General features: G+C 58.2%; 18 protein-coding genes and 1 tRNA gene. 7 read left to right on the top strand and 12 right to left on the bottom strand.

What is annotated here, in order from left to right:
- Positions 1–5 precede the first annotated feature (5 nt).
- Complete coding sequence (locus IPK32_13250) at positions 6–683, bottom strand: ABC transporter ATP-binding protein (GenBank protein MBK8092914.1); 678 nt, start codon at positions 681–683, stop codon at positions 6–8.
- 296 nt (positions 684–979) lie between these two features.
- Between IPK32_13250 and IPK32_13245 the strand changes: the two genes are divergently transcribed.
- The gene (locus tag IPK32_13245; protein ID MBK8092913.1) at positions 980–1354 is read left to right on the top strand and encodes a hypothetical protein; all 375 of its coding nucleotides are present in this window, start codon (positions 980–982) and stop codon (positions 1352–1354) included.
- A gap of 17 nt (positions 1355–1371) precedes the next feature.
- On the opposite strand, the gene IPK32_13240 is transcribed toward IPK32_13245, so the two are convergent.
- The 3 genes from IPK32_13240 to IPK32_13230 all read right to left on the bottom strand — a co-directional run bounded on the left by IPK32_13240 (position 1372) and on the right by IPK32_13230 (position 2786).
- The gene (locus IPK32_13240) at positions 1372–2145 is read right to left on the bottom strand and encodes a PH domain-containing protein (GenBank protein ID MBK8092912.1); all 774 of its coding nucleotides are present in this window, start codon (positions 2143–2145) and stop codon (positions 1372–1374) included.
- 24 nt (positions 2146–2169) lie between these two features.
- Positions 2170–2664 carry a hypothetical protein gene (locus tag IPK32_13235; protein ID MBK8092911.1) on the bottom strand — a complete coding sequence of 165 codons (495 nt, stop codon included), beginning with the start codon at positions 2662–2664 and terminating at the stop codon, positions 2170–2172.
- 45 nt (positions 2665–2709) lie between these two features.
- Positions 2710–2786, bottom strand: a tRNA-Pro gene (locus tag IPK32_13230).
- Positions 2787–2939: 153 nt separating this feature from the next.
- Here IPK32_13230 and IPK32_13225 point away from each other — a divergent pair.
- Positions 2940–4022 (top strand): nucleoid-associated protein, encoded by a 1083-nt coding sequence (locus tag IPK32_13225; GenBank protein MBK8092910.1) that lies wholly within the window; start codon positions 2940–2942, stop codon positions 4020–4022.
- Here the strand turns inward: IPK32_13225 and tsaE are convergent.
- The 3 genes from tsaE to IPK32_13210 form a co-directional block, all read right to left on the bottom strand.
- Entirely contained in the window at positions 4009–4452 is a 444-nt protein-coding gene (gene tsaE, locus IPK32_13220) for a tRNA (adenosine(37)-N6)-threonylcarbamoyltransferase complex ATPase subunit type 1 TsaE (protein ID MBK8092909.1), read from the bottom strand. The genes IPK32_13225 and tsaE overlap by 14 nt on opposite strands.
- 17 nt (positions 4453–4469) lie before the next feature.
- Positions 4470–5177: a two-component system response regulator CreB gene (gene creB / locus IPK32_13215; GenBank protein ID MBK8092908.1), complete on the bottom strand. Its 708-nt coding sequence runs from the start codon at positions 5175–5177 to the stop codon at positions 4470–4472.
- Positions 5178–5438: 261 nt separating this feature from the next.
- Positions 5439–6587 (bottom strand): hypothetical protein, encoded by a 1149-nt coding sequence (locus IPK32_13210; protein MBK8092907.1) that lies wholly within the window; start codon positions 6585–6587, stop codon positions 5439–5441.
- A gap of 448 nt (positions 6588–7035) precedes the next feature.
- Here IPK32_13210 and IPK32_13205 point away from each other — a divergent pair, with 448 nt between their 5' ends.
- Positions 7036–7812: a GDSL family lipase gene (locus IPK32_13205; protein ID MBK8092906.1), complete on the top strand. Its 777-nt coding sequence runs from the start codon at positions 7036–7038 to the stop codon at positions 7810–7812.
- Between the two features lie 88 nt (positions 7813–7900).
- On the opposite strand, the gene IPK32_13200 is transcribed toward IPK32_13205, so the two are convergent.
- Complete coding sequence (locus IPK32_13200; GenBank protein MBK8092905.1) at positions 7901–8896, bottom strand: 2-enoyl thioester reductase domain-containing protein; 996 nt, start codon at positions 8894–8896, stop codon at positions 7901–7903.
- 108 nt (positions 8897–9004) lie between these two features.
- Between IPK32_13200 and IPK32_13195 the strand changes: the two genes are divergently transcribed.
- Entirely contained in the window at positions 9005–9898 is an 894-nt protein-coding gene (locus IPK32_13195; GenBank protein ID MBK8092904.1) for a LysR family transcriptional regulator, read from the top strand.
- Positions 9899–9902: 4 nt separating this feature from the next.
- Positions 9903–11114 carry a zinc carboxypeptidase gene (locus IPK32_13190; protein MBK8092903.1) on the top strand — a complete coding sequence of 404 codons (1212 nt, stop codon included), beginning with the start codon at positions 9903–9905 and terminating at the stop codon, positions 11112–11114.
- A 127-nt stretch (positions 11115–11241) separates the two neighbouring features.
- Here IPK32_13190 and IPK32_13185 read toward each other — a convergent pair whose 3' ends face one another.
- From IPK32_13185 to msrA, 3 genes are read right to left on the bottom strand one after another with little or no spacing between them, the layout of a single operon-like run.
- Positions 11242–12690, bottom strand: a complete 1449-nt coding sequence (locus IPK32_13185) for an arylsulfatase (protein ID MBK8092902.1) — start codon at positions 12688–12690, stop codon at positions 11242–11244.
- A 46-nt stretch (positions 12691–12736) separates the two neighbouring features.
- Positions 12737–13636 (bottom strand): phosphatidylserine decarboxylase, encoded by a 900-nt coding sequence (locus IPK32_13180; GenBank protein MBK8092901.1) that lies wholly within the window; start codon positions 13634–13636, stop codon positions 12737–12739.
- Between the two features lie 57 nt (positions 13637–13693).
- Entirely contained in the window at positions 13694–14368 is a 675-nt protein-coding gene (gene msrA / locus IPK32_13175) for a peptide-methionine (S)-S-oxide reductase MsrA (protein MBK8092900.1), read from the bottom strand.
- 96 nt (positions 14369–14464) lie between these two features.
- Here msrA and IPK32_13170 point away from each other — a divergent pair, with 96 nt between their 5' ends.
- Positions 14465–15334: a cytochrome c gene (locus IPK32_13170; GenBank protein ID MBK8092899.1), complete on the top strand. Its 870-nt coding sequence runs from the start codon at positions 14465–14467 to the stop codon at positions 15332–15334.
- Between the two features lie 5 nt (positions 15335–15339).
- Here IPK32_13170 and IPK32_13165 read toward each other — a convergent pair whose 3' ends face one another.
- Entirely contained in the window at positions 15340–15936 is a 597-nt protein-coding gene (locus tag IPK32_13165; protein ID MBK8092898.1) for a hypothetical protein, read from the bottom strand.
- Between the two features lie 224 nt (positions 15937–16160).
- Here IPK32_13165 and IPK32_13160 point away from each other — a divergent pair, with 224 nt between their 5' ends.
- Positions 16161–18287, top strand: a complete 2127-nt coding sequence (locus IPK32_13160) for a S9 family peptidase (GenBank protein ID MBK8092897.1) — start codon at positions 16161–16163, stop codon at positions 18285–18287.
- Positions 18288–18292 lie beyond the last annotated feature (5 nt).

Below are 18292 nucleotides of genomic sequence, written 5' to 3'. Positions count from 1 at the left end.
GATGGTTAATCCTCGACGAGCTTGCCCTCGATGAGCAACAGGCGGCGATCTCCGCGTTTCGCGAGCTCACGGTCATGCGTGACGACAATGAGGGTCTTTTTTGCTTCATCGACGACCTGCATCAGCATGTCGATGACACCAGAGCCTGTGCTGGCATCGAGATTCCCCGTGGGCTCATCAGCGTAGATGATACCGGGGTCATTGATCAAAGCTCGGGCGATAGCTACACGCTGCTGCTCACCGCCAGAAAGCTCTGTGGGCAGGTGATCGAGACGCTGGCTGAGTCCTACTCTCCCCAAAAGCTCGCGTGCCCTCTCCTCAGCCCGCTTTCCGCCGATCATCGCGGGTAGGAGCACATTTTCGAGCGCTGTCAGCTCCGGTAGGAGGAAATAGTGCTGGAAGACGAATCCCATGACCTCATTGCGCTGCCGCGCACGCTCGGCGGCGGCAGATTTGTACAATGAGCGGCCATGGACCAGGACGTCACCTGCTGTCGGCTGCTCCAGTCCGCCGAGCACATAGAGGAGTGTCGTCTTTCCAGCACCAGATTGGCCACAGAGGAAGACTTTTTGCCCGGCGCTTACTTCTAAATTTACCCCACGCAGAACTGGCAAATCATGCCCGGCCAGGTGGTAGGTGCGGTGGACATCCGTAGCGATCAGTGGCGCGGCATTTTGACTCATGAGGTAAGGGCGCACGCTCCGCAGATGGGCGGTCACGTCAAGGCGGGTGGTAGTGGCCTCAAAACACGACCGCACCTTCACGCAATGGATGGCGGGATAAAGAACAGACCAAATGGCCAATAATGAGACAATAATAAACCAGCTACATAATAGGTGCAGCCGAGCCCAGGATGAAATCAGGGCTACTCGCTTTGCCTGGGTGGACTGTTCGATTGATAGCCTTTTTCGGCTTGTAACGACTCATTTCTTGATAATTATTATACTAATGTTATAATTCTAAAGCCACTCATCTCATCATGCCTGCTTCGACAACCGTTCCATCACTCCCTGCTGCTCACCTTTGTGGGCATCTGGAGGCGTTGTTGCGCGAGATGCATCACAGTCGGGATTTACTCACGGCACAGTTTGATGGCCAGATCGAGCGTGTTTCGAGTCTGCTAGGCCGGATTCAGGCTGAATCGGAGTCCAAGATTGTCCCTCATTCGCCTGACGGACAGGTACCGCAGCCTCTGAGCACGGCCCCTCGATTGACGAGTGTGTTCTTGGCCCCTGAGTCTGAAAAAATCGACCCGGAGCTGGAGGATGCCACGCTCGCGGAGCTGAATTCTGCTCTTTCTGCGGCTTTTAGCGAAATCGCCAGCCGTGGTGGGATGCTTGTGAATAGTCACTAAGGCCAGGATTCGGGCAGCTAATCCTCTGTGGGCAAGGTGCCGCTCTGGAGCTGGCGGACGAGCTCTTTCACCTCGTGGGCACGGCGCATGTCGAGGAATTGCACTTCGATGCCAGCATTGGCAGCGGTGGAGAAGTCGAGGGTGCCGAGACCGAGCAGGCCTTTGATGCCGTGTTCATACACGTCGATGCTGCGGATGTCACAGATACGGGCTTCTTTACTACTACGACCCAGGATGCCCCAGAGTAGCTCTACGCGTTGGGGTGTGACGATGTAGTCGCGGGTGCTGCGTGCGACGAAGACACAAAAGAGCACAAAGAGTGCCGCACTGAGGGCGACTAGGGCAAAGACCTCATGAAAAACAAAGAGCAGCCCTGCCGCGATGGCGAGCAGGACAGTGAGACTCAGCGCCTTCATGTAGGCGAGCCATGAGGGGTGGGAGTGATGTAGGATCAGCTCGCCACTAGGGGTGTAAGTATTTCCGTCGTCCTCATCCTCCTCTGGCTCCTCATTTTCATCATCGGCTTCTTCCACGAGCTCGTCTGGTGGCCCCTCGAAGTCAGGGGTGATCTCCCGGTAGGCTGGGCGTGCGATGCGAGCCTCTGTGGCCGATGTACGCGGAGAGCGCATGCCGTTGATGAGCTCCCCCACGGTATGCGTGTGCCCAGTCTCGCTGTCGAAGCACATCTCTCCCCGAGCGAGAGAGCCGCTGGCGACGAGGAGGTGGATGTCCTCGCGAGAGAGTGGCTCGCTGAAGGTGGGATGGTGCTGGAGGAGGTAGCGTGCTTGCATGCGGCGGGCGCGGGCCTGCGGCGCTCATTCTGCATCGGGTGCAGGCGGGAGCAAATCCTCACGTTGCAGCAGATCGGCCACTCGGAGCAGGAGGAGCTCACCTTTCGGTGTATGGATGATTTCACCGAGATAGGGCGTGATGCGGTCCATCTCGGCCACAGCGCTGTGCACGAGGCTGGCGATGATACGTCCATCATGACGATGAGGTGGAAAGACATTCGTGATGCGAAAGAGCAGCGTGCCGCTGTCCCATTCGATCTCGAAATTCCCCAGATTCAGCTCGCGATTCACACGCATGACCAGCTCGCAGGTGGAAAGGCGGTGCGTATGGGGCACTTGCACGCTGGCGGTGGCGACGACGCTGAGGATATGCGTCTCACCGAAGACCTGCACATGCAGCGGCACCTTTGTGTGATGCGCCTCAAAGTCAGTCTCGATGACAGAGTGATCAGGCACCTCGCGGTAGTGCCAGCCCATTTCTTTGAAGGTGCTCAAGGTGGCGGCATACAGGGCGGACATCCGAGGAACGTAGAATTTAGGGGCTGAAAAAAGAAAAACCGTTGATGGTCGGGGCGGCGAGATTCGAACTCACGACCTCCTGCTCCCAAAGCAGGCGCTCTACCAGGCTAAGCTACGCCCCGAAATAAACGGTGTCCCACGGGCCGTTTCGGGCTGCGCGGGCGGCGATAGTCGTCGTAATTGCTCGTCGTGCAAGAAGAAAGGCGAGCGGAATTGATGTCCGGCATGGACAATCACCTTGCAGCTCGGCTTTCCTCGATAGCCTCCGCGCCCCCATGTCCCAGATCAAGCTCCGCCTCAATACCGCTACCGCCACCCGTGCCGTCCTGGCGAAAATCGGCAATCCCCAGCGTGAGGAGCCGCTCCAGACCTCGAAGGAGGTCTTTGAGATCGCCGAAAAAGACCAAGAAGTGCTCACAGCCCTGTTTTTGAAGCCCTTTAAAAACCTAGTGGCACACCGTTTCGCCCATCATGCCAGTTTGGACCAGCATGAGATGAATACCTGCGCCCGCGCCATCTTTGAGGATGAAGACAGCCTGCTGCCGCGGGGGATCGAGATCGCCCAGCGGCTCTACGCGAAGTCGAATCACCCCAACATCAAAGCAGGCGACCTCTGCATCGCTCTTTTAAAGGAAGCCCACATCGAGGGCGAACTCGTCAGCGGCATCTGCATCCTGAAAAGCGATAGCGTCACCCCCTTTCTCACCATCACCGCCCGCAATGGCGATCTGCGTCTCTCGACCGAAAATGGCATCAATCCCGACAAGATCGACAAAGGCTGCCTCATCCTGAATTTCCGCTCCGAGACGGGCTACTACGTGCTGACCTTTGATCGCGGCGGCGGCGACACACGCTTCTGGGTGCGGGAATTCCTCGGCGTAGAGGCCGTGCCCGACGCTGCTTTTTTGACCAATGCATATGCGAAGATGGCGGTATCATTCATCGAGGAGAAAAAGCCAGCCGCTGGCACCGATGACGAGCAGACACCTCCGTGGGAGACCGCCACCGCCGCGCAGGAGGCCCTGCAATACTTCGAGAGCCGCGAAAACTTCGATTTGCAGGAGTTCGAGCGTGAGGTGCTGAAAAATCCAGACACCATCGCACAATTCAATGAGCACCGAGCCCGCATGGAGGAGGAGCAAGGCCAGCCGCTTGAGACCAACTTCGAAATCTCCCAAAAAGACGTCTCCAAAGCGAAAAAACGCATCGCCGCAGTGCTGAAACTCGACACCGGCGTCGAAATCCACGTCAAGCCCGCTTCAGGTGAAGAGCAGCCCGTCATCGAGCGCGGCTACGATGAGAAAAAGCGCATGAAATTCGTCAAAGTCTTCTACAACCGCGATCTCACGGCGGAGTGATCTCAGCACGCTCGACACGCGTGACAGAGCGTGAGCCATCCACCAGTGATTCGATGCGGAACCACTGCGTGTGATCTGGCAGCAGATCCGGGAATAAATCAGCCCACTCCACCACGATGATGCCTGTCTCACTGAGGAAATCATCCCAGCCGATGCCCAGCACCTCCGCCGCACGGTCCATGCGGTAGAAGTCAAAATGAAACACCGGCAACCGCCCATCACGATACTCATGCACCAGCGTAAAAGTCGGACTACTCACCTCCGCCCCGGATGCCATGCCAGCGACGATACCGCGCGTAATCTGCGTCTTGCCCGCTCCTAGCTGGCCACAGAGAGCGATGACATCGCCATCCGCCAGCGTCGCAGCGAGGCGCTCGCCCCATTCCTGGGCAGCATCAGCCGTGGGCAGAATTTCAGAAGCGTGAGTCATCATGTGCTGGTGTGAGCTCAGGCGACCCCATCAGGCCATTTTTCGAGCAAAGAATAACCGATACCGCGATGCGTGACGATGGGATCGAGCCCGCCCTTCACCAGGCGCATACGTGAGCGCAGCGTTTTCACATGCGTGTCGATCGTGCGCTCCATGCTGGCATCAGGCTCCTCGCTACTGGCCTCCATCAGTTGCTCACGGCTGAAGACACGACCAGGATGCGCCGCGAGCGCCTTCAGCATGCGGAATTCGTAGCGAGTGAGCGTCAGCACCGTGCCGAAATACACCGCCTGGCAGCGAATATCATCGATCACCAGCGGCAGAGTGGCTCCTCCACCCGCACCTGGCGGCAGGGGCACGCTCGAGACACGGCGCAGGATTGCCCGCGCCCGCGCTGCCAGCTCACGCGGGCTAAAAGGCTTCACCACATAGTCATCCCCGCCGATTTCCAGCCCCACCACACGGTCCACCTCACCGGAGCGAGCCGTGAGGAAGACAATGGGCAGGCTCTGCGTGCGGCGGATCGTTTTACACACCTCGAACCCCGTCATGTCCGGCAGCCCCACATCCAGAATGACCATCTGAAACTCCTGCACAGCGATTTTCTCCAGCGCATCACGCCCCGTCGCCGCCGTGATCACACTGAAACCATCCGCCTCCAGCGCATACACGATGTTTTCCGCGATCGACGGCTCGTCTTCGACAATGAGGATTTTCGGGGTCATGAGATGGAGGATAGCTGGCGCGGACCAAATGCCAATTTAGCAGCTCGTCATGCTTCTTTTCTTTTGAATCTTTCCAATTGAAGGCAGGCAGCTTCGAGCGAGAGCCTGTGACGGTTGCATGACATTGAGCATCGCGGGTCTCCAATAGGTTTTTCAGCGCTTGCGTGCATGCCGCCGTGGTCATCGACTTCACTTTTCACTTCGCTGGTGCCTTACCCGCTTGCAACTCGGCGCATTGAGCCTCGATAGCCTTTTTAACCGTCATGGAGTAGCCAAAACTTTGGCTAGCCATGATTGTAGCATCTCAGTCCAATTCGAGGGCATCGAGTGTCCCAAGTTAGGGACGTCAACGTATTGAACTTTCGCGCCGCACTGCTTTACGAATTGTACATTCTGATCCGCAACTTGGTGACATAGAGCATCTTCACCTGCGCCGTTTAAAATGAGGTAGTGTTTCCCCGCGAGGTTTGGCTTTGGATGGACCTGATCCAGGCGACAGCCCGCTACCGTCCCTGGGCAAAAGACACAGGAGGCAAGAAACTGGTTTGTGTGCCGAACTGCCAACTCAATTCCCACTTGTCCACCACGAGAAAAACCAACATGAATCAAACGATCATTTTTCGGGGTTGCTCGATCTTTCACTCGATCTAAGGCCTGCATGACGTGTATGTAGTCAGCATCTAGATCATTCGTCCATCCGAAGCTGTATTTGGCCATTGGCTGTGTTCCGCTGATGAATAGGAGAGCGATCTGGAACTGGTCTGCTAATGCTTGAGCGGAAGGCTTTAGGTCAGCTCTGGGTATCATGCGTTCAGGAGTTCCGCCCTGTCCATGCATTAACAGTACAAAAGGCAGTTGAGTTCCTGTTTTGTAGTCTTTGGGCAAAATGAGTATGTCCGTGTGATGCCTGCTCTGCAGCCAAGCCTGCCTAGACTCGATGAGGAACTCCCTAATCTTGGGCCAGCGTGCATCAGCCACCACAGCATTGAAAATAGGTTCTTTCTCAACAAGTCCAGGTTCAACTCCCTCTGCCCAAGCGGCTCTTTGTAGCCAATGTATAGCGGTGTTAGGTGCATTGGACAAAGCGAAGTAAGTCGCCAATTCACCATAACCATAAGTTTCTGGTTTCCGCTCAATCGCCCAGTATAAATATTGCAGAGCAAGTTTTACATTACCTTGCTTTGCGATCGTTTCAGATTGCTTAGCACCTTCAAAAACGGTTTCTGATGTGCGCAAATCGACTCCATTCACGTCATATGGCATGACAATGGGTTCTTTGATGTGGACCGGTTCTTTGGGCCAGTTCAAGCCGTCTATTTCCACCTCAGCAAATAGAGCCAAGAACGGCAGGAACATCCCTATCATAGAGGGCAATAACTTGAATTCGAGTGATGAGCGATATGAAGCCATGGCTGGTAGGGCAATATGGAATTCGATTTTGCAAAAAAAGAGCCTATCCCACAACATTTTTATAGCTGGTGGTCACATGTTGTAGTTGGCCGAACAGTTTTATTCCTCCAACAGAAAAAGGATTCCTTGTGCAACTCTATCATTAACAGCGATGTTTGTCCTCGCGCAAATGTGGAGCCTAAAATGCATGTGCGGATAATCCAAAAGCAGAAACGGCCTTTCTTGGAGTGGTGCGGCATTGGAGTGATGTGCTTTCGCCAGACGGAGCTGGGTGTAGGGCTAGGACGGCTCAAGCACCGCTGAGAGCCCCGGAGGGGCTGTACAGCAGGAGATGGACGGCGAGTTCATGCGGTGATGAATGGCTGGGATCAGTCTCCGTTCATCACCGCCAGCGTATGGAATAAAAGAAGGCAATTTCATGCCTTCAGCGGCGTTTTGACCAGCCTCGATGAAATCCACCCTTCTCACCACACTCCTTCTTTTCACGCTCTCCGCAGCCGCGCAGACTCCGAAAGCTGCCCCTGCTCCGAAACCTGCCAAACCGGCCATTCCCGCCATCAAGTTGCCGCCGCAGCCACCGGATGTCGCCGCGCCGAAGCTCGGGCCCGATGGTAAGCCCAATACGGGCTTCATGGCCTCGCACGAGCGCTTTGTGAAGACCGCAAAGGAAGGCAAGGCGCAGCTCGTCTTCCTCGGGGACAGCATCACCGCAGGCTGGGGTGGTAAGAAAGAGATCTGGGAAAAAGCCTTCGGCAAATATGTGCCTGCGAACTTCGGTATCGGTGGGGACCGCACTCAGCATGTGCTCTGGCGCATCCAGAATGGCGAGCTCGAAAACATCAAACCCAAAGCCGTCGTCATCATGATCGGCACCAACAACGCAGGTGCTGATACGCCTGAAGGCATCGCCAAAGGCATCACCGCCATCGTCGAGACGGTCCGCAGCAAGCAGCCCCAGGCGAAAATCCTGCTTCTCGCCGTCTTTCCCCGTGGTGAAAAGGCCAGCCCCAACGCCAGCCGTGATAAGCTGAAGCAAGTCAACGCGACCATCGCCAAGCTCGATGATGGAAAAAGCATCCACTTCCTGGACATTGGTGCAAAATTTCTCCAGCCTGATGGCAGCCTCACCCGCGAGATCATGCCCGACTTCCTGCATCTCTCCGCCGCGGGCTATCAGATCTGGGCCGACGCCATCTCTGCGAAGCTCGGCGAGCTGATGAAGTGATTCGCCTGCTGAACATCAAACCACCATCACGGAGCGCGAGTGAGTCGGAAAGACCACTCGCGCTTTTTTTAGCTCAGGGGCAAAACCATCACGCGAAATCCAGTAGCACCTTCCCAGCACGCCCGCCCTCCTGCGCACGCGTGATCGCACGGGCGTGATCCCGCCATGGCACGATCTCATCGACGGCTGTCACCAGCTCATTTGCCAAAATCATCTCCGTCAGAGGCTCCAGCACATCATAGAGCTGTGCGCGGCTCACTTGATCGAACCAGCGTGAAACCCACAGGCCACGCAAACTCAGGTTTTTAAAAATAAGGAACTTGTTCGGCACCTTCAGGCTGCGGCGGCTCATCGCGCCATACGTCACGAGACTGCCTTCCGCAGAAAGCAGATCCATCAGCCGCGTCGCACTATCTCCGCCCACCGCATTCGCGGCGAGGCGCAGCGGTGCTTTATCCAGAATGCCTTTTGCCTGTTCTAGCCCTTCATCCGTATCCAAGATGACTTCATCCGCGCCTAGCGCCTTGAGCTCATCCACCAGCTCCGCCCGCCGCACAAAATTCAGCGTTCGCAGGCCAAAGCGCTTCGCGATCTGGATCAAGGCGCGGCCCACACCGCTATTGGCCGCATTTTGGGCCACCCAGGCACCTTTTTCGAGTGTGGTGAAATCTTGGAGCAGCAGCCATGCCGTCACCGGATTCACTCGCAGCATCGCCGCCTGCACGCGGTCGATCTGCGGCGGCAGCTTCGCAAATGCATGCTCCGGTGCCGTGAGATGCTGTGCCCAGCAGCCCGTGCCCAGAAGTGGGATCACCACATCCCCAGGGGCCAGTGAACTCACCTCTGGCCCCACGCACTCCACCTCACCGCAGCCCTCGATACCAGGGATACACGGTGGCACCGCCGCACGGCCATAAGTGCCTTCGATGAAGTTCAGATCCGCCGGATTCACCGATGCATAGCGCATCTTCACACGCACCTCATGCCCCTGCGGCGCAGGTGTCTCGCGTTCGGCTGCTTCGAGCACCAGCGCCGGATTCCCAGCATGGGTGAATTGCAAATAACCAGATGATTTTCTGTCCATAGCACACGCAGCATGCAGCGGAGCACGCCGAGCATCCAGCAGATTCCAAGCAAGATGCCACCACACGCCATTGCATCCTCCTCCGAAGCAGCTCAAGATCGCCCCATCATGGAATTGCGCCACTTACGCTACTTTCAGGCCGTCGCGGAAGAACTCAGCTTCTCCCGCGCTGCCCGGCGGCTACGCATCGCCCAGCCAGCTCTCAGCCGTGCGGTGCAGGAGATGGAGCGTGAGCTAGGCACCCAGCTCATCGAGCGTGAGCGCCGCGCTCCACGCCTCACACCCGCAGGTGCCGTGCTCCTGCATGAGACCGCCGTACTCATCGAGCGCTTTGAGGACGCCATACGCCGCGTGAAACGCACCGCGAAAGGTGAAGAAGGTGAGCTGCGCCTCGGCTACATCGGTCCTCCCACGCGTTTATTCCTCGCTCGCTTGCTCAAAGAATACCAGAGCCGCTTCCCACGCGTCACCGTCATTTTAGAAGAGCGTACACCCGAGCGAGTGTGGGAAATGGTCTTCAAGGGCAGGCTCTCCGTCGGCTTGACCCGCCCCGTGCTCGCCCATGAGGCTCTGGGGCTGCAAACGCTCCTGCTCCGCGAGGAAAAATTCTGCGCCGCCGTGCCGAAGGACCATCCCTGGACACAAATGGCCTCGATCCCGTGGAAAAAGCTCGCCAGCGAGCCCCTCATCATCCTCGCTCGTCGAGAAGGTGCTGGCTCCCACGATGCCATCCACGCCGCCTGTGATGCCGCTGGCTTCTCACCACGTCTCAAGCACACGCCCAGCCTCATCGGCACCATTTTGCAATACGTCGAGTCCGGTGCCGGCATCGGCATCGTGCCAGAAAGCACGCAGAGCAAAAACATCGCCCTCATTCCCCTCAAGCCACAGATCACCATCCCCCTCGTCATGGTCTGGGCTAAAGAAGGTGATGATCCCGCCGTCGCCGCCTTTCGCCAGCTCGTGAAGGAATGGCTGCGCAGTGGTCGTCTTTGGGAGTGATCCCATGAAACGCCTCTTCCTGCTCCTGCTAGCCCTCGCATCTCCGACTCACGCAGAATGGCGTGTGGCCACCGACTTCGAGGGCGGGAATGCCGAGGTCGTCACTCTCGATGAAGCACGCGGCATCCTCCGCATCATGCCTGCATTACGCACAGGCCGTGGCTGGCCATGTTGGTGGTATTTTCGACTCGATGGCCTCCAGCCCGGCCAACAGCTCACGCTCGAAGTGCAGGCTCAAACCCGCGAATTCCGGCCTGGCACGATTTTGAATGCCTCATGGTGCCAGCCCGATCTCGCCGCCATCAGTCATGATGGCCAGGTCTGGGCTCAATCTGCTCAATCTGAGCGCACGCCCGAAAAAGTGGCCATCTACCGACTCAAAGCCGCCGGAACAAGCCTCTGGGCCGCGTGGGGACCACCCTTTCTCCCGAGTCATGCTGAGAAACTGCTCGCCGAAATCGACACACGCCTCGGGGACGCTGCCGAGCGCTTCGAGCTGGCCAAAACACGCGAGGGGCGCAGCGTTCACGGCATCCGCATCGGCGCAGTCGATGCAGATCGACAAGTCTGGGTCAACGCACGCCAACATGCCTGGGAGGCTGGTGGTGCATGGGTGGGCCGCGGCTTCATCGACTGGATCTCTGGCAAAGATGCCGCCGCTCAGTCACTGCGCCAGCGCTGCTGCATTCACTACATACCCATCATGGATGTGGACAACGTCGCTCTGGGGGCTGGTGGCAAAGAAGCCATCCCCCAAGACCACAATCGCGACTGGTCCACCGCTCCGCACTATCCAGAAGTCGCCGCAGCACAGAAGCGCATCCTCGCCATCGAGGCCCAGCACGGGCTCGATGTCTTCCTGGACTTGCACAATCCCGGCGCAGGTGATCGTGTCCCGTTCTTCTTTGGTCCATTTGGATTTGAAAGCCTCAGCGCACTCCGCCGGGAGAATTATCAGCGCTGGATCGAGCTCGCCGCCGCGCACATCACCAGCCCTATGCGTGTCGATCCACGCTACCGCTTTGCCACCTACGTAAAGACCGAGGAAGAACGCGGACGCATGAGCAGCGGTTGGGCACGTGCACATACCAGCGAGTCCAGCATCTCCATCACCCTCGAAACTGCCTGGAACAATCCTCATGGCAACTCAGCAGGCTACATCACCGTCGGCACCCAGCTCGCACAGGCTCTAGCGGCCTATCTGGATGGAAAATGAGGCGATCCTACAGCCCCATGCCCGAATCCGCTACGGGAGCCGCAGATTCATGACAAGCAGGGAAGGGGACCTGGGTTTACGATTCCTTTGCCCATCGAAATGGCACCACTGAATGCGGTGGAGCACGTCACGGAGCACGCCAAGAGGCCTGCATGAGCTTTTCCAGTTCTGCGACGATTTCGGGCTTTTCAGCGGCGAGGTTGCTTTCCTCACCGATGTCTGTTTCTAGGTTGAAGAGCAGTTTTTCGAGCTTTTTGGCCTTCGGGGCTGCTTTGGCATTTTTCGCGTTTTTTTGCCCGATGCCCGTATGGAGGTGGATGAGCTTCCAGGGCCATTTCAAAACCGCTTTTTTGCCACCTTGCTCGTTAAAATCCCAAAAGAGGTGCGAATGGACACGCTGCTCACCCGCTCCGAGCAAGGTCGGCGCATAGGAAAGACCATCCGTCTCTGCTTTCAGCTCCGCACCACTGAGTTCTGCCACCGTCGGCAGCAGGTCCTGGAAGCCGGAGACGTGCTCACTGACGCTGCCCGCCTTCACCTTCCCAGGCCACCACGCGATCAGCGGCACGCGGATGCCGCCATCGGTCATGTCACGCTTGGTGCCTTTGAAGCTGCCGTTGCTATCAAAAAAGTCGCTGTCATGTCCGCCCTCATGATGCGGGCCATTGTCACTGGAGAAAAGCACCAACGTATTCTCTGCTAGGCCCAGCTCACGCAACCGCGCCGTGATGCGACCGACTTCATTATCGAGGAAGCGCACGAGGCTGGCAAAACCCTTCTCCGCAGCGGGCCAATCCTTTGCGGCGAACTCACCGTAGTCGGGGCACTCCATGCCGTGCCCTAGTGGTGAGGACTTGCCAGCCTCATTGTTCGTGTGCGGTACATTCAGTGCATAGTAGAGGAAAAAGGGCGTGCTCTTGGCCGCTGCACGCTCACCGAGGTAGCGCTGCACATCGTCAGAGAGGAGTTGTGGCACCCAGGCTTTCCGCCCATCCAGCGGTGCCACGCCCGTGCCAGAGAAATCGGTGCCCGCATAGTCCTGCACGTTCTTGAACGAGCCCTCGATCACCGTGTTCGGCAGATCGACGACCACCCCATTTCTCATCAGCCCCTTCGTATAAAAATTATGCGCATGGCTGGTGCCCACGTAGCCAAAGAATTCCATGAAACCCTTTCGCTCCGGGTCATTGAGTGGCAGCGGCTTGCCGAGTCCGAATTTCCCAATGCAAGCCGTGTGGTAGCCTGCTTTTTTGAGCAGAGAAGGCACCGTCACATCACCATCGGGGACGATCCACGGATCATTCCCCCGCACTCGGCAGTGACCGGTGTGCAGACCCGTCATCAGCACGCAGCGAGACGGCGCACACACCGTGCTACCCGCGTAATGCCGCGTAAAACGCATGCCCTCTACCGCCATGCGGTCCAGATGCGGCGTCGTCAGCATCTTCTGTCCATAACACCCCAGATCGCCATAGCCCAAATCATCCACGAGGATGAAAACGACATTCGGCTTCTGGGCTGCTGGGGCCAAGACAGAGAACAGGAGGGAAACGAGCAGGGAGAGAAAAGGCTTCATCACAGACTCATCCAAACGCCTCCTGTGCTGCGATCATTCGCGATTCTCACTGAGCCCTGCCCACCTGCTCGCCCATCTTTGCATACACCTCACGGCCTGCGGCACTGTGCTCGATCAGATCCGCGTCAAACCGTGCACGACCTGGCTCAAACAGCGTGATGAAGCAGGAGCCCCCGAAGCGGAAGTAGCCCTTCTCATCCCCTTTGGCGATCTGGCTCCCTGGAGTGAACGTCTGCACGATGGAGCCCACACACGTCGCACCCACCTCCAGCAGCAGCACATCGCCTAGCTCGGCCGTGCGCAGGAGGGTGATCTCACGCTGATTCTCCCACAGGATCGAAGGCCGTCTGCGCAAGGCGATAGGGCTCACTGAATACAGCGGGCCATTCACCACCCGTGCCGCTCCCGGCATCCCTGAGAACGGAAAATGAAAGCGGTGATAGTCTACCGGGCACAGCCGTGAAATCAACATGCCACCCCGTGCAAAACGCGCCGCCAGCGCGGCATCCCCCAGCAGCGCAGGCAGATCAAAGCGCACCCCTTTGATGAAAAAATCATCACAGGCCGCGATGTCTGGCAGCACTAGATGACGTCCATCCGCCGGAAAGGTGATCACATCCGCCCCCGCAGCGATGGGCCGTGCGGTGGGCTTCAGCTTGCGGTAAAAGAAGTCATTGAAGGTCGCGTAGCTCTCTGGCGCAGCCGCCAGCTCCGTGACGTCCGTGCCGTACTGGGAGATGAAGGGCATCACCTTGGCCCGGCTCGCTGGGGCATCCATGCGGCTGCCATACCAGCTTGAGAAAAGCTTCCGCTTCACCAGCGCATGCAGCGGCAGTGCTCCCAGAGGATGCTCATACACGAAGCGCAGAAAACCTTCGCCATACACCTGCTCGGTTTCGATGCGGCGGTGGGCGCGGTGATAAAAAGTAATGGGCTCAGCAGGCATGGGCGGCGCATTTTGCCGCACAGATGCCACTTTGCCACCTCGGCGGATGGCATTCTCTCATTTCTTCTCTTCCTTGAGCTTCCCTTTATCCTCCAGCGTGTGCTTGAATTTCTCTGCCTTCGGCGTCACCACGCCACGGACGTAGCCTTGGTTCGGATTCCGCTCCTGGAAGTTCTGATGATACTCCTCGGCGGGATAAAACTTCTTCAGGGCCACGATCTCGGTCGCGATGGGATCTTTGAATTTCCCCTTCGCAGCGGCCTTCGATGCCTCCGCCACTTTTTGCTGCTCAGGACTGGTGTAGAGAATGATGGAGCGATACTGCGTGCCGTAGTCATTGCCCTGATACGGCGTGCCAGCAGGCAGGAACTTGCCGTGCTTCTCCATCGGCTCCTTGGTCACACTGGTCGGATCATGCGCCTCCCAGAAGAGCTCGACGATTTCCTTGTAGCTCGTCACCGCCGGATCGAACTCGATCTCGATCACCTCCGCGTGCCCGGTCTCGCCCGTGCAGATGTCTTCATAGGTCGGATTGACCGTTTTGCCGCCCGAGTAGCCGCTGACGACTTTTTTCACGCCCTTGAGCATGAGATACTGCGCCTCGACGCACCAGAAGCAGCCGCCGCCGATGTAGGCTTTCTCGGTCTTGGCGGCTGGGGTGTCGGCGGCAGATATAGGTAGGCTCATGGCGGCAAAGGTGAGGAGAGTGAGGAGTTGAGCGAGGATTTTCATGACGTGGGCAAAAGATCGAACAAGATGCGTGTCCTAAGACGCCAAACTTTCGCCAGAATTCCCTCCAAATGGCAAAAAAAGCGCAACCTGTCCCCTTTGCCGCGCCGTGATCGGTGGCTAATCCACGTTTATCCCTGCCCGTGTCTCGTTTTTTTCATCAGTCTGCTCCTCTTCAGTGGCTCCGCTTTGGCAGCAGAGCCGCTGACGCTCGACTTTAACCGCTACATGGAGGGGAAATACATCTTCGAGCGCAACTGCATCGTCTGCCACGGCCCGCGTGGCGATGGCAAAGGCGAGATGGCACCCACGCTGAGTCCGCGCCCGCGCTCCTTTCGCGAAGGCATGTTCAAATTCCGCACCACGCCCTTCGGCAGCCTGCCCACGGATGATGATCTGCGCCACACCATCAAGCACGGCCTCACCGGCACCGCGATGGGCATGTTCAGCCAGCTTTCCGACGAGGATGTCACCAACGTCATCGAATACGTGAAGTCTTTCTCCCGCCGCTGGCGCAAAGCGGAGAACTACGCCGAGCCACTGACCTTTCCCGCTCCGCCCGCTTGGCTGGAGGATGCGAAGACAAAGGCCGCGCATGCCGAAAAAGGCAAAGCGCTCTTCACCGCGAACTGCTCCGCCTGCCACGGCCCCACCGCCGATGGCAAAGGCGTGGCCGTGCCCACTCTGAAGGACATCTGGGAGCTGCCTGCACGTCCCAGTGACCTACGCCAGCCGCATCTGCGCTGCGGCGATCGCCCGCAGGACATCTACCGCGTGCTCACCACCGGCCTGAACGGCACCCCGATGGTCAGCTTTGACACTGTGCTCACCCCCGAGCAGCGCTGGGATATCATCGCCTGGCTTTTCACCCAAAAACTCCCCGACATGCCCACGCTCGGCAATGCGCCACCGCGTGAAGTCGTGAACTCCGCCGCCAAACCGTCCACCAAGGACAAAGCGGCCCCCTGAGTCGATCAGGCGAGGGATTCGATCAATCGGCGCAAATTCTCGCGTGCACGATCTTCGAGTCGTTCGCGGAAAAAAGCCGTCTGGAAGAGCTTTCCGCGCTCCAGGAAGCCACGAAGGATTTCCGCCCTTTTTTCGCGATACAGCGCCTCCGGCACCCAGGCGTATTCTGCGCGGATTTGCCGCTCAAACTCATCAAAACGGCTCCTTTCCGCGCCGAGGATCGCCAAATCGATGTCCACCATCCACAGCTCATCCTCACATTCAGCACGGTGAGTCCGTGTGACGAGGATCATACGCCGCACTTCATTCGCCAGAGTCGCATCGAGGCACTCGCAGGCCATTTCCGCACTGCGTTCTTCATTATCCGCCGCACGCGGATCATAGACCGCGTCATGAAACCAAAGCGCCAACTCGACCGCATCGCGATTCGGCATTTGTACCTCTTCCTGCACACGATCCAGCCACCCCAAGCACTCGGCGAGATGCTGCAACGCATGATACGCCCTCTGCGGCTCCTGCCACGCCTCCATCAACCGCGCATGTACCGCCGCCGCATCACGCAAGCCTGGTAGGCGTTGGAAGTGCTCGAAGTCGGTTCTCATGACGCGGTCATGTTGAGGCAAATACGCACGGCATCAAGTCTCGTGAATACATTGAAAGACTCACGCAAAGGCGCAAAGCCGCAAAGGCCAGAAAACCTCAGGGAACTTTGCGTCTTTGCGCCTTTGCGTGAGCCATCCTGAGGCTTTTTATTTTCACAACGAGGGGCGCAATCAGCAACTCTACATCATTGATCCGCTCCCCTGCTCGGTTTAGAGGGCGCGGCATGAAAGCTCTCTCCGCGCTGATTTCGCTGTCGGCACTCGTCCAGGCCGCAGCGCAGCCGAATTCCTTCACCATGCCCACCGCACCCGTCGCTGAACAACGTCCGCACTCTTTCACGCATCATGGCATCACCATCGACGATCCGTGGCACTGGCTGCGTGATCCGAAGTATCCGAAGGTCACGGACAAAGCCGTGCTCGGCTACTTGAAGGCCGAAAATAGCTACTTTGAGGCGCACATGGCCGCGCAGAAGCCGCTGGTGGAAAAGCTCTTCGAGGAAATGAAGGGCCGCATCCAGGAAGACGATAGCAGCGTGCCACAAAAGGACGGCGATTGGATTTACTGGTCCACTTTCACCAAAGGCTCGCAGTATCGTCGTCACTACCGTAAACTGGCGACTGGGGGCGAAGAGATGCTCATTCTCGATCAAAACGACCTCGCGAAGGGCAAGGAGTACTTCCGTCTCGGCGACCTCGTCATCAGCCCAAACGGAAAGCTCATGGCGTATGCGTATGACGACGACGGCTCGGAGCGCTTCGCGGTGCATTTCCGCGATCTCACGACGGGCAAAGACCTGCCAGATGTGATCCCCGGCACGCTTTCCAGCCTCGTGTGGACCTCCGACAGTGCGGGACTCGTCTTTGGTTATGCGAACGACAACTGGCGCACGGACAACATCCACTACCACCGCCTCGGCGATGACGTGAAGAAGGCCAAACAGCTCTACAAAGAGCCGGACATCGGTTTTAGCTGCGATGTGGACCTCAGCGTGCAGGAGGACTGGATCATCCTCGGCACGGGCGATCAGGTGACGAGCGAGGTAAGACTCATCCCAGCCGCGAATCCACTCGCCGAGCCCATCCTCATCAGTCCGCGCAAAGTCGGCCGCGAATACGATGTCGATGTGCGTGATGGCGTGCTCTACATCCACACAAACGACGAGCATGTGAACTTCCGCATCGCCACCGCGTCGCTAGAGAAGCCCGGCGAATGGAAAACGCTCATCGCAGGCTCCGATCGGCATTATTTGACCGACATCGGCCTCTTCAAAGATTTCTTCGTCACCGAAGGCCGCATCGACGGACTCGACCAGATCGAGATTCGCCGCTACGACGAGCCTTTGAAGCCCGAGCGCATTGTTTTCCCCGAATCGAGCTACACCGCCGGTCTCGGTGCCAATCCCGAATACGCCGTGACGAAGCTGCGCATCGACTACGAGTCCATGGTGACGCCCAGCACCGATTACGACTACCACATCGCCGAGAAGCGCCTGGAGACGCTGAAGGTGCAGCAGATCCCCAGCGGCTACGACGCCAGCCAGTATCAAACCGAGCGTATCATGATCCAGGCTCGCGATGGCGTGCAGGTGCCCGTTTCCATCCTCACGAAGAAGGGCTTCAAAAAAGACGGCAGCCAGCCGCTGCACCTCTACGCCTACGGAGCCTACGGCATGGCCACACCGCCGGATTTCTCCACCACACGCCTCTCGCTCGTGGATCGCGGCTTCGCCTATGCCATCGCCCACATCCGCGGTGGTGATGACATGGGCTACCAGTGGTATCTCGACGGCAAGCTGCAAAAGCGCACGAACACCTTCAACGACTTCGTCGATGCCGCCCGTGGCCTCATCGAGCGGGGTTTCACATCCAAGGGCCGCATCACCGCCAGCGGTGGCAGCGCCGGTGGCGAGCTCATGGGCGCGGTCGCCAATCAAGCGCCGGAGCTTTTTGGTGCCATCGTCGCCCACGTGGCCTTTGTCGATGTGCTGAACACGATGCTTGATGAGGAACTGCCGCTCACGCCCGGCGAGTGGCCCGAGTGGGGCAATCCCATCACGGACAAAGCCGCGTTCGAGTTCATCCGCAGCTACAGCCCGTATGACAACGTGACGGCCAAAGCCTATCCGCCCATGCTCTTCACCGCCGGATTGAACGATCCCCGCGTCACCTACTGGGAACCCGCCAAAATGGTCGCCAAACTGCGTGCGATGAAGACCGACAAAAACCTGCTGCTCCTGAAAACCAACATGGGAGCCGGTCACGGCGGCAAATCCGGCCGCTACGAGCACCTGCACGAGGTCGCGGAGGAAATGGCCTTCATCCTCTGGCAGATGGGCGTGGAGAAGTGAATCGC

It is taken from the genome of Verrucomicrobiaceae bacterium (assembly GCA_016713035.1).
Taxonomy (GTDB): domain Bacteria; phylum Verrucomicrobiota; class Verrucomicrobiia; order Verrucomicrobiales; family Verrucomicrobiaceae; genus Prosthecobacter.
Note: the sequence above shows the minus strand (reverse complement) of the source record. Positions and strands in the feature narration are given on the sequence as shown.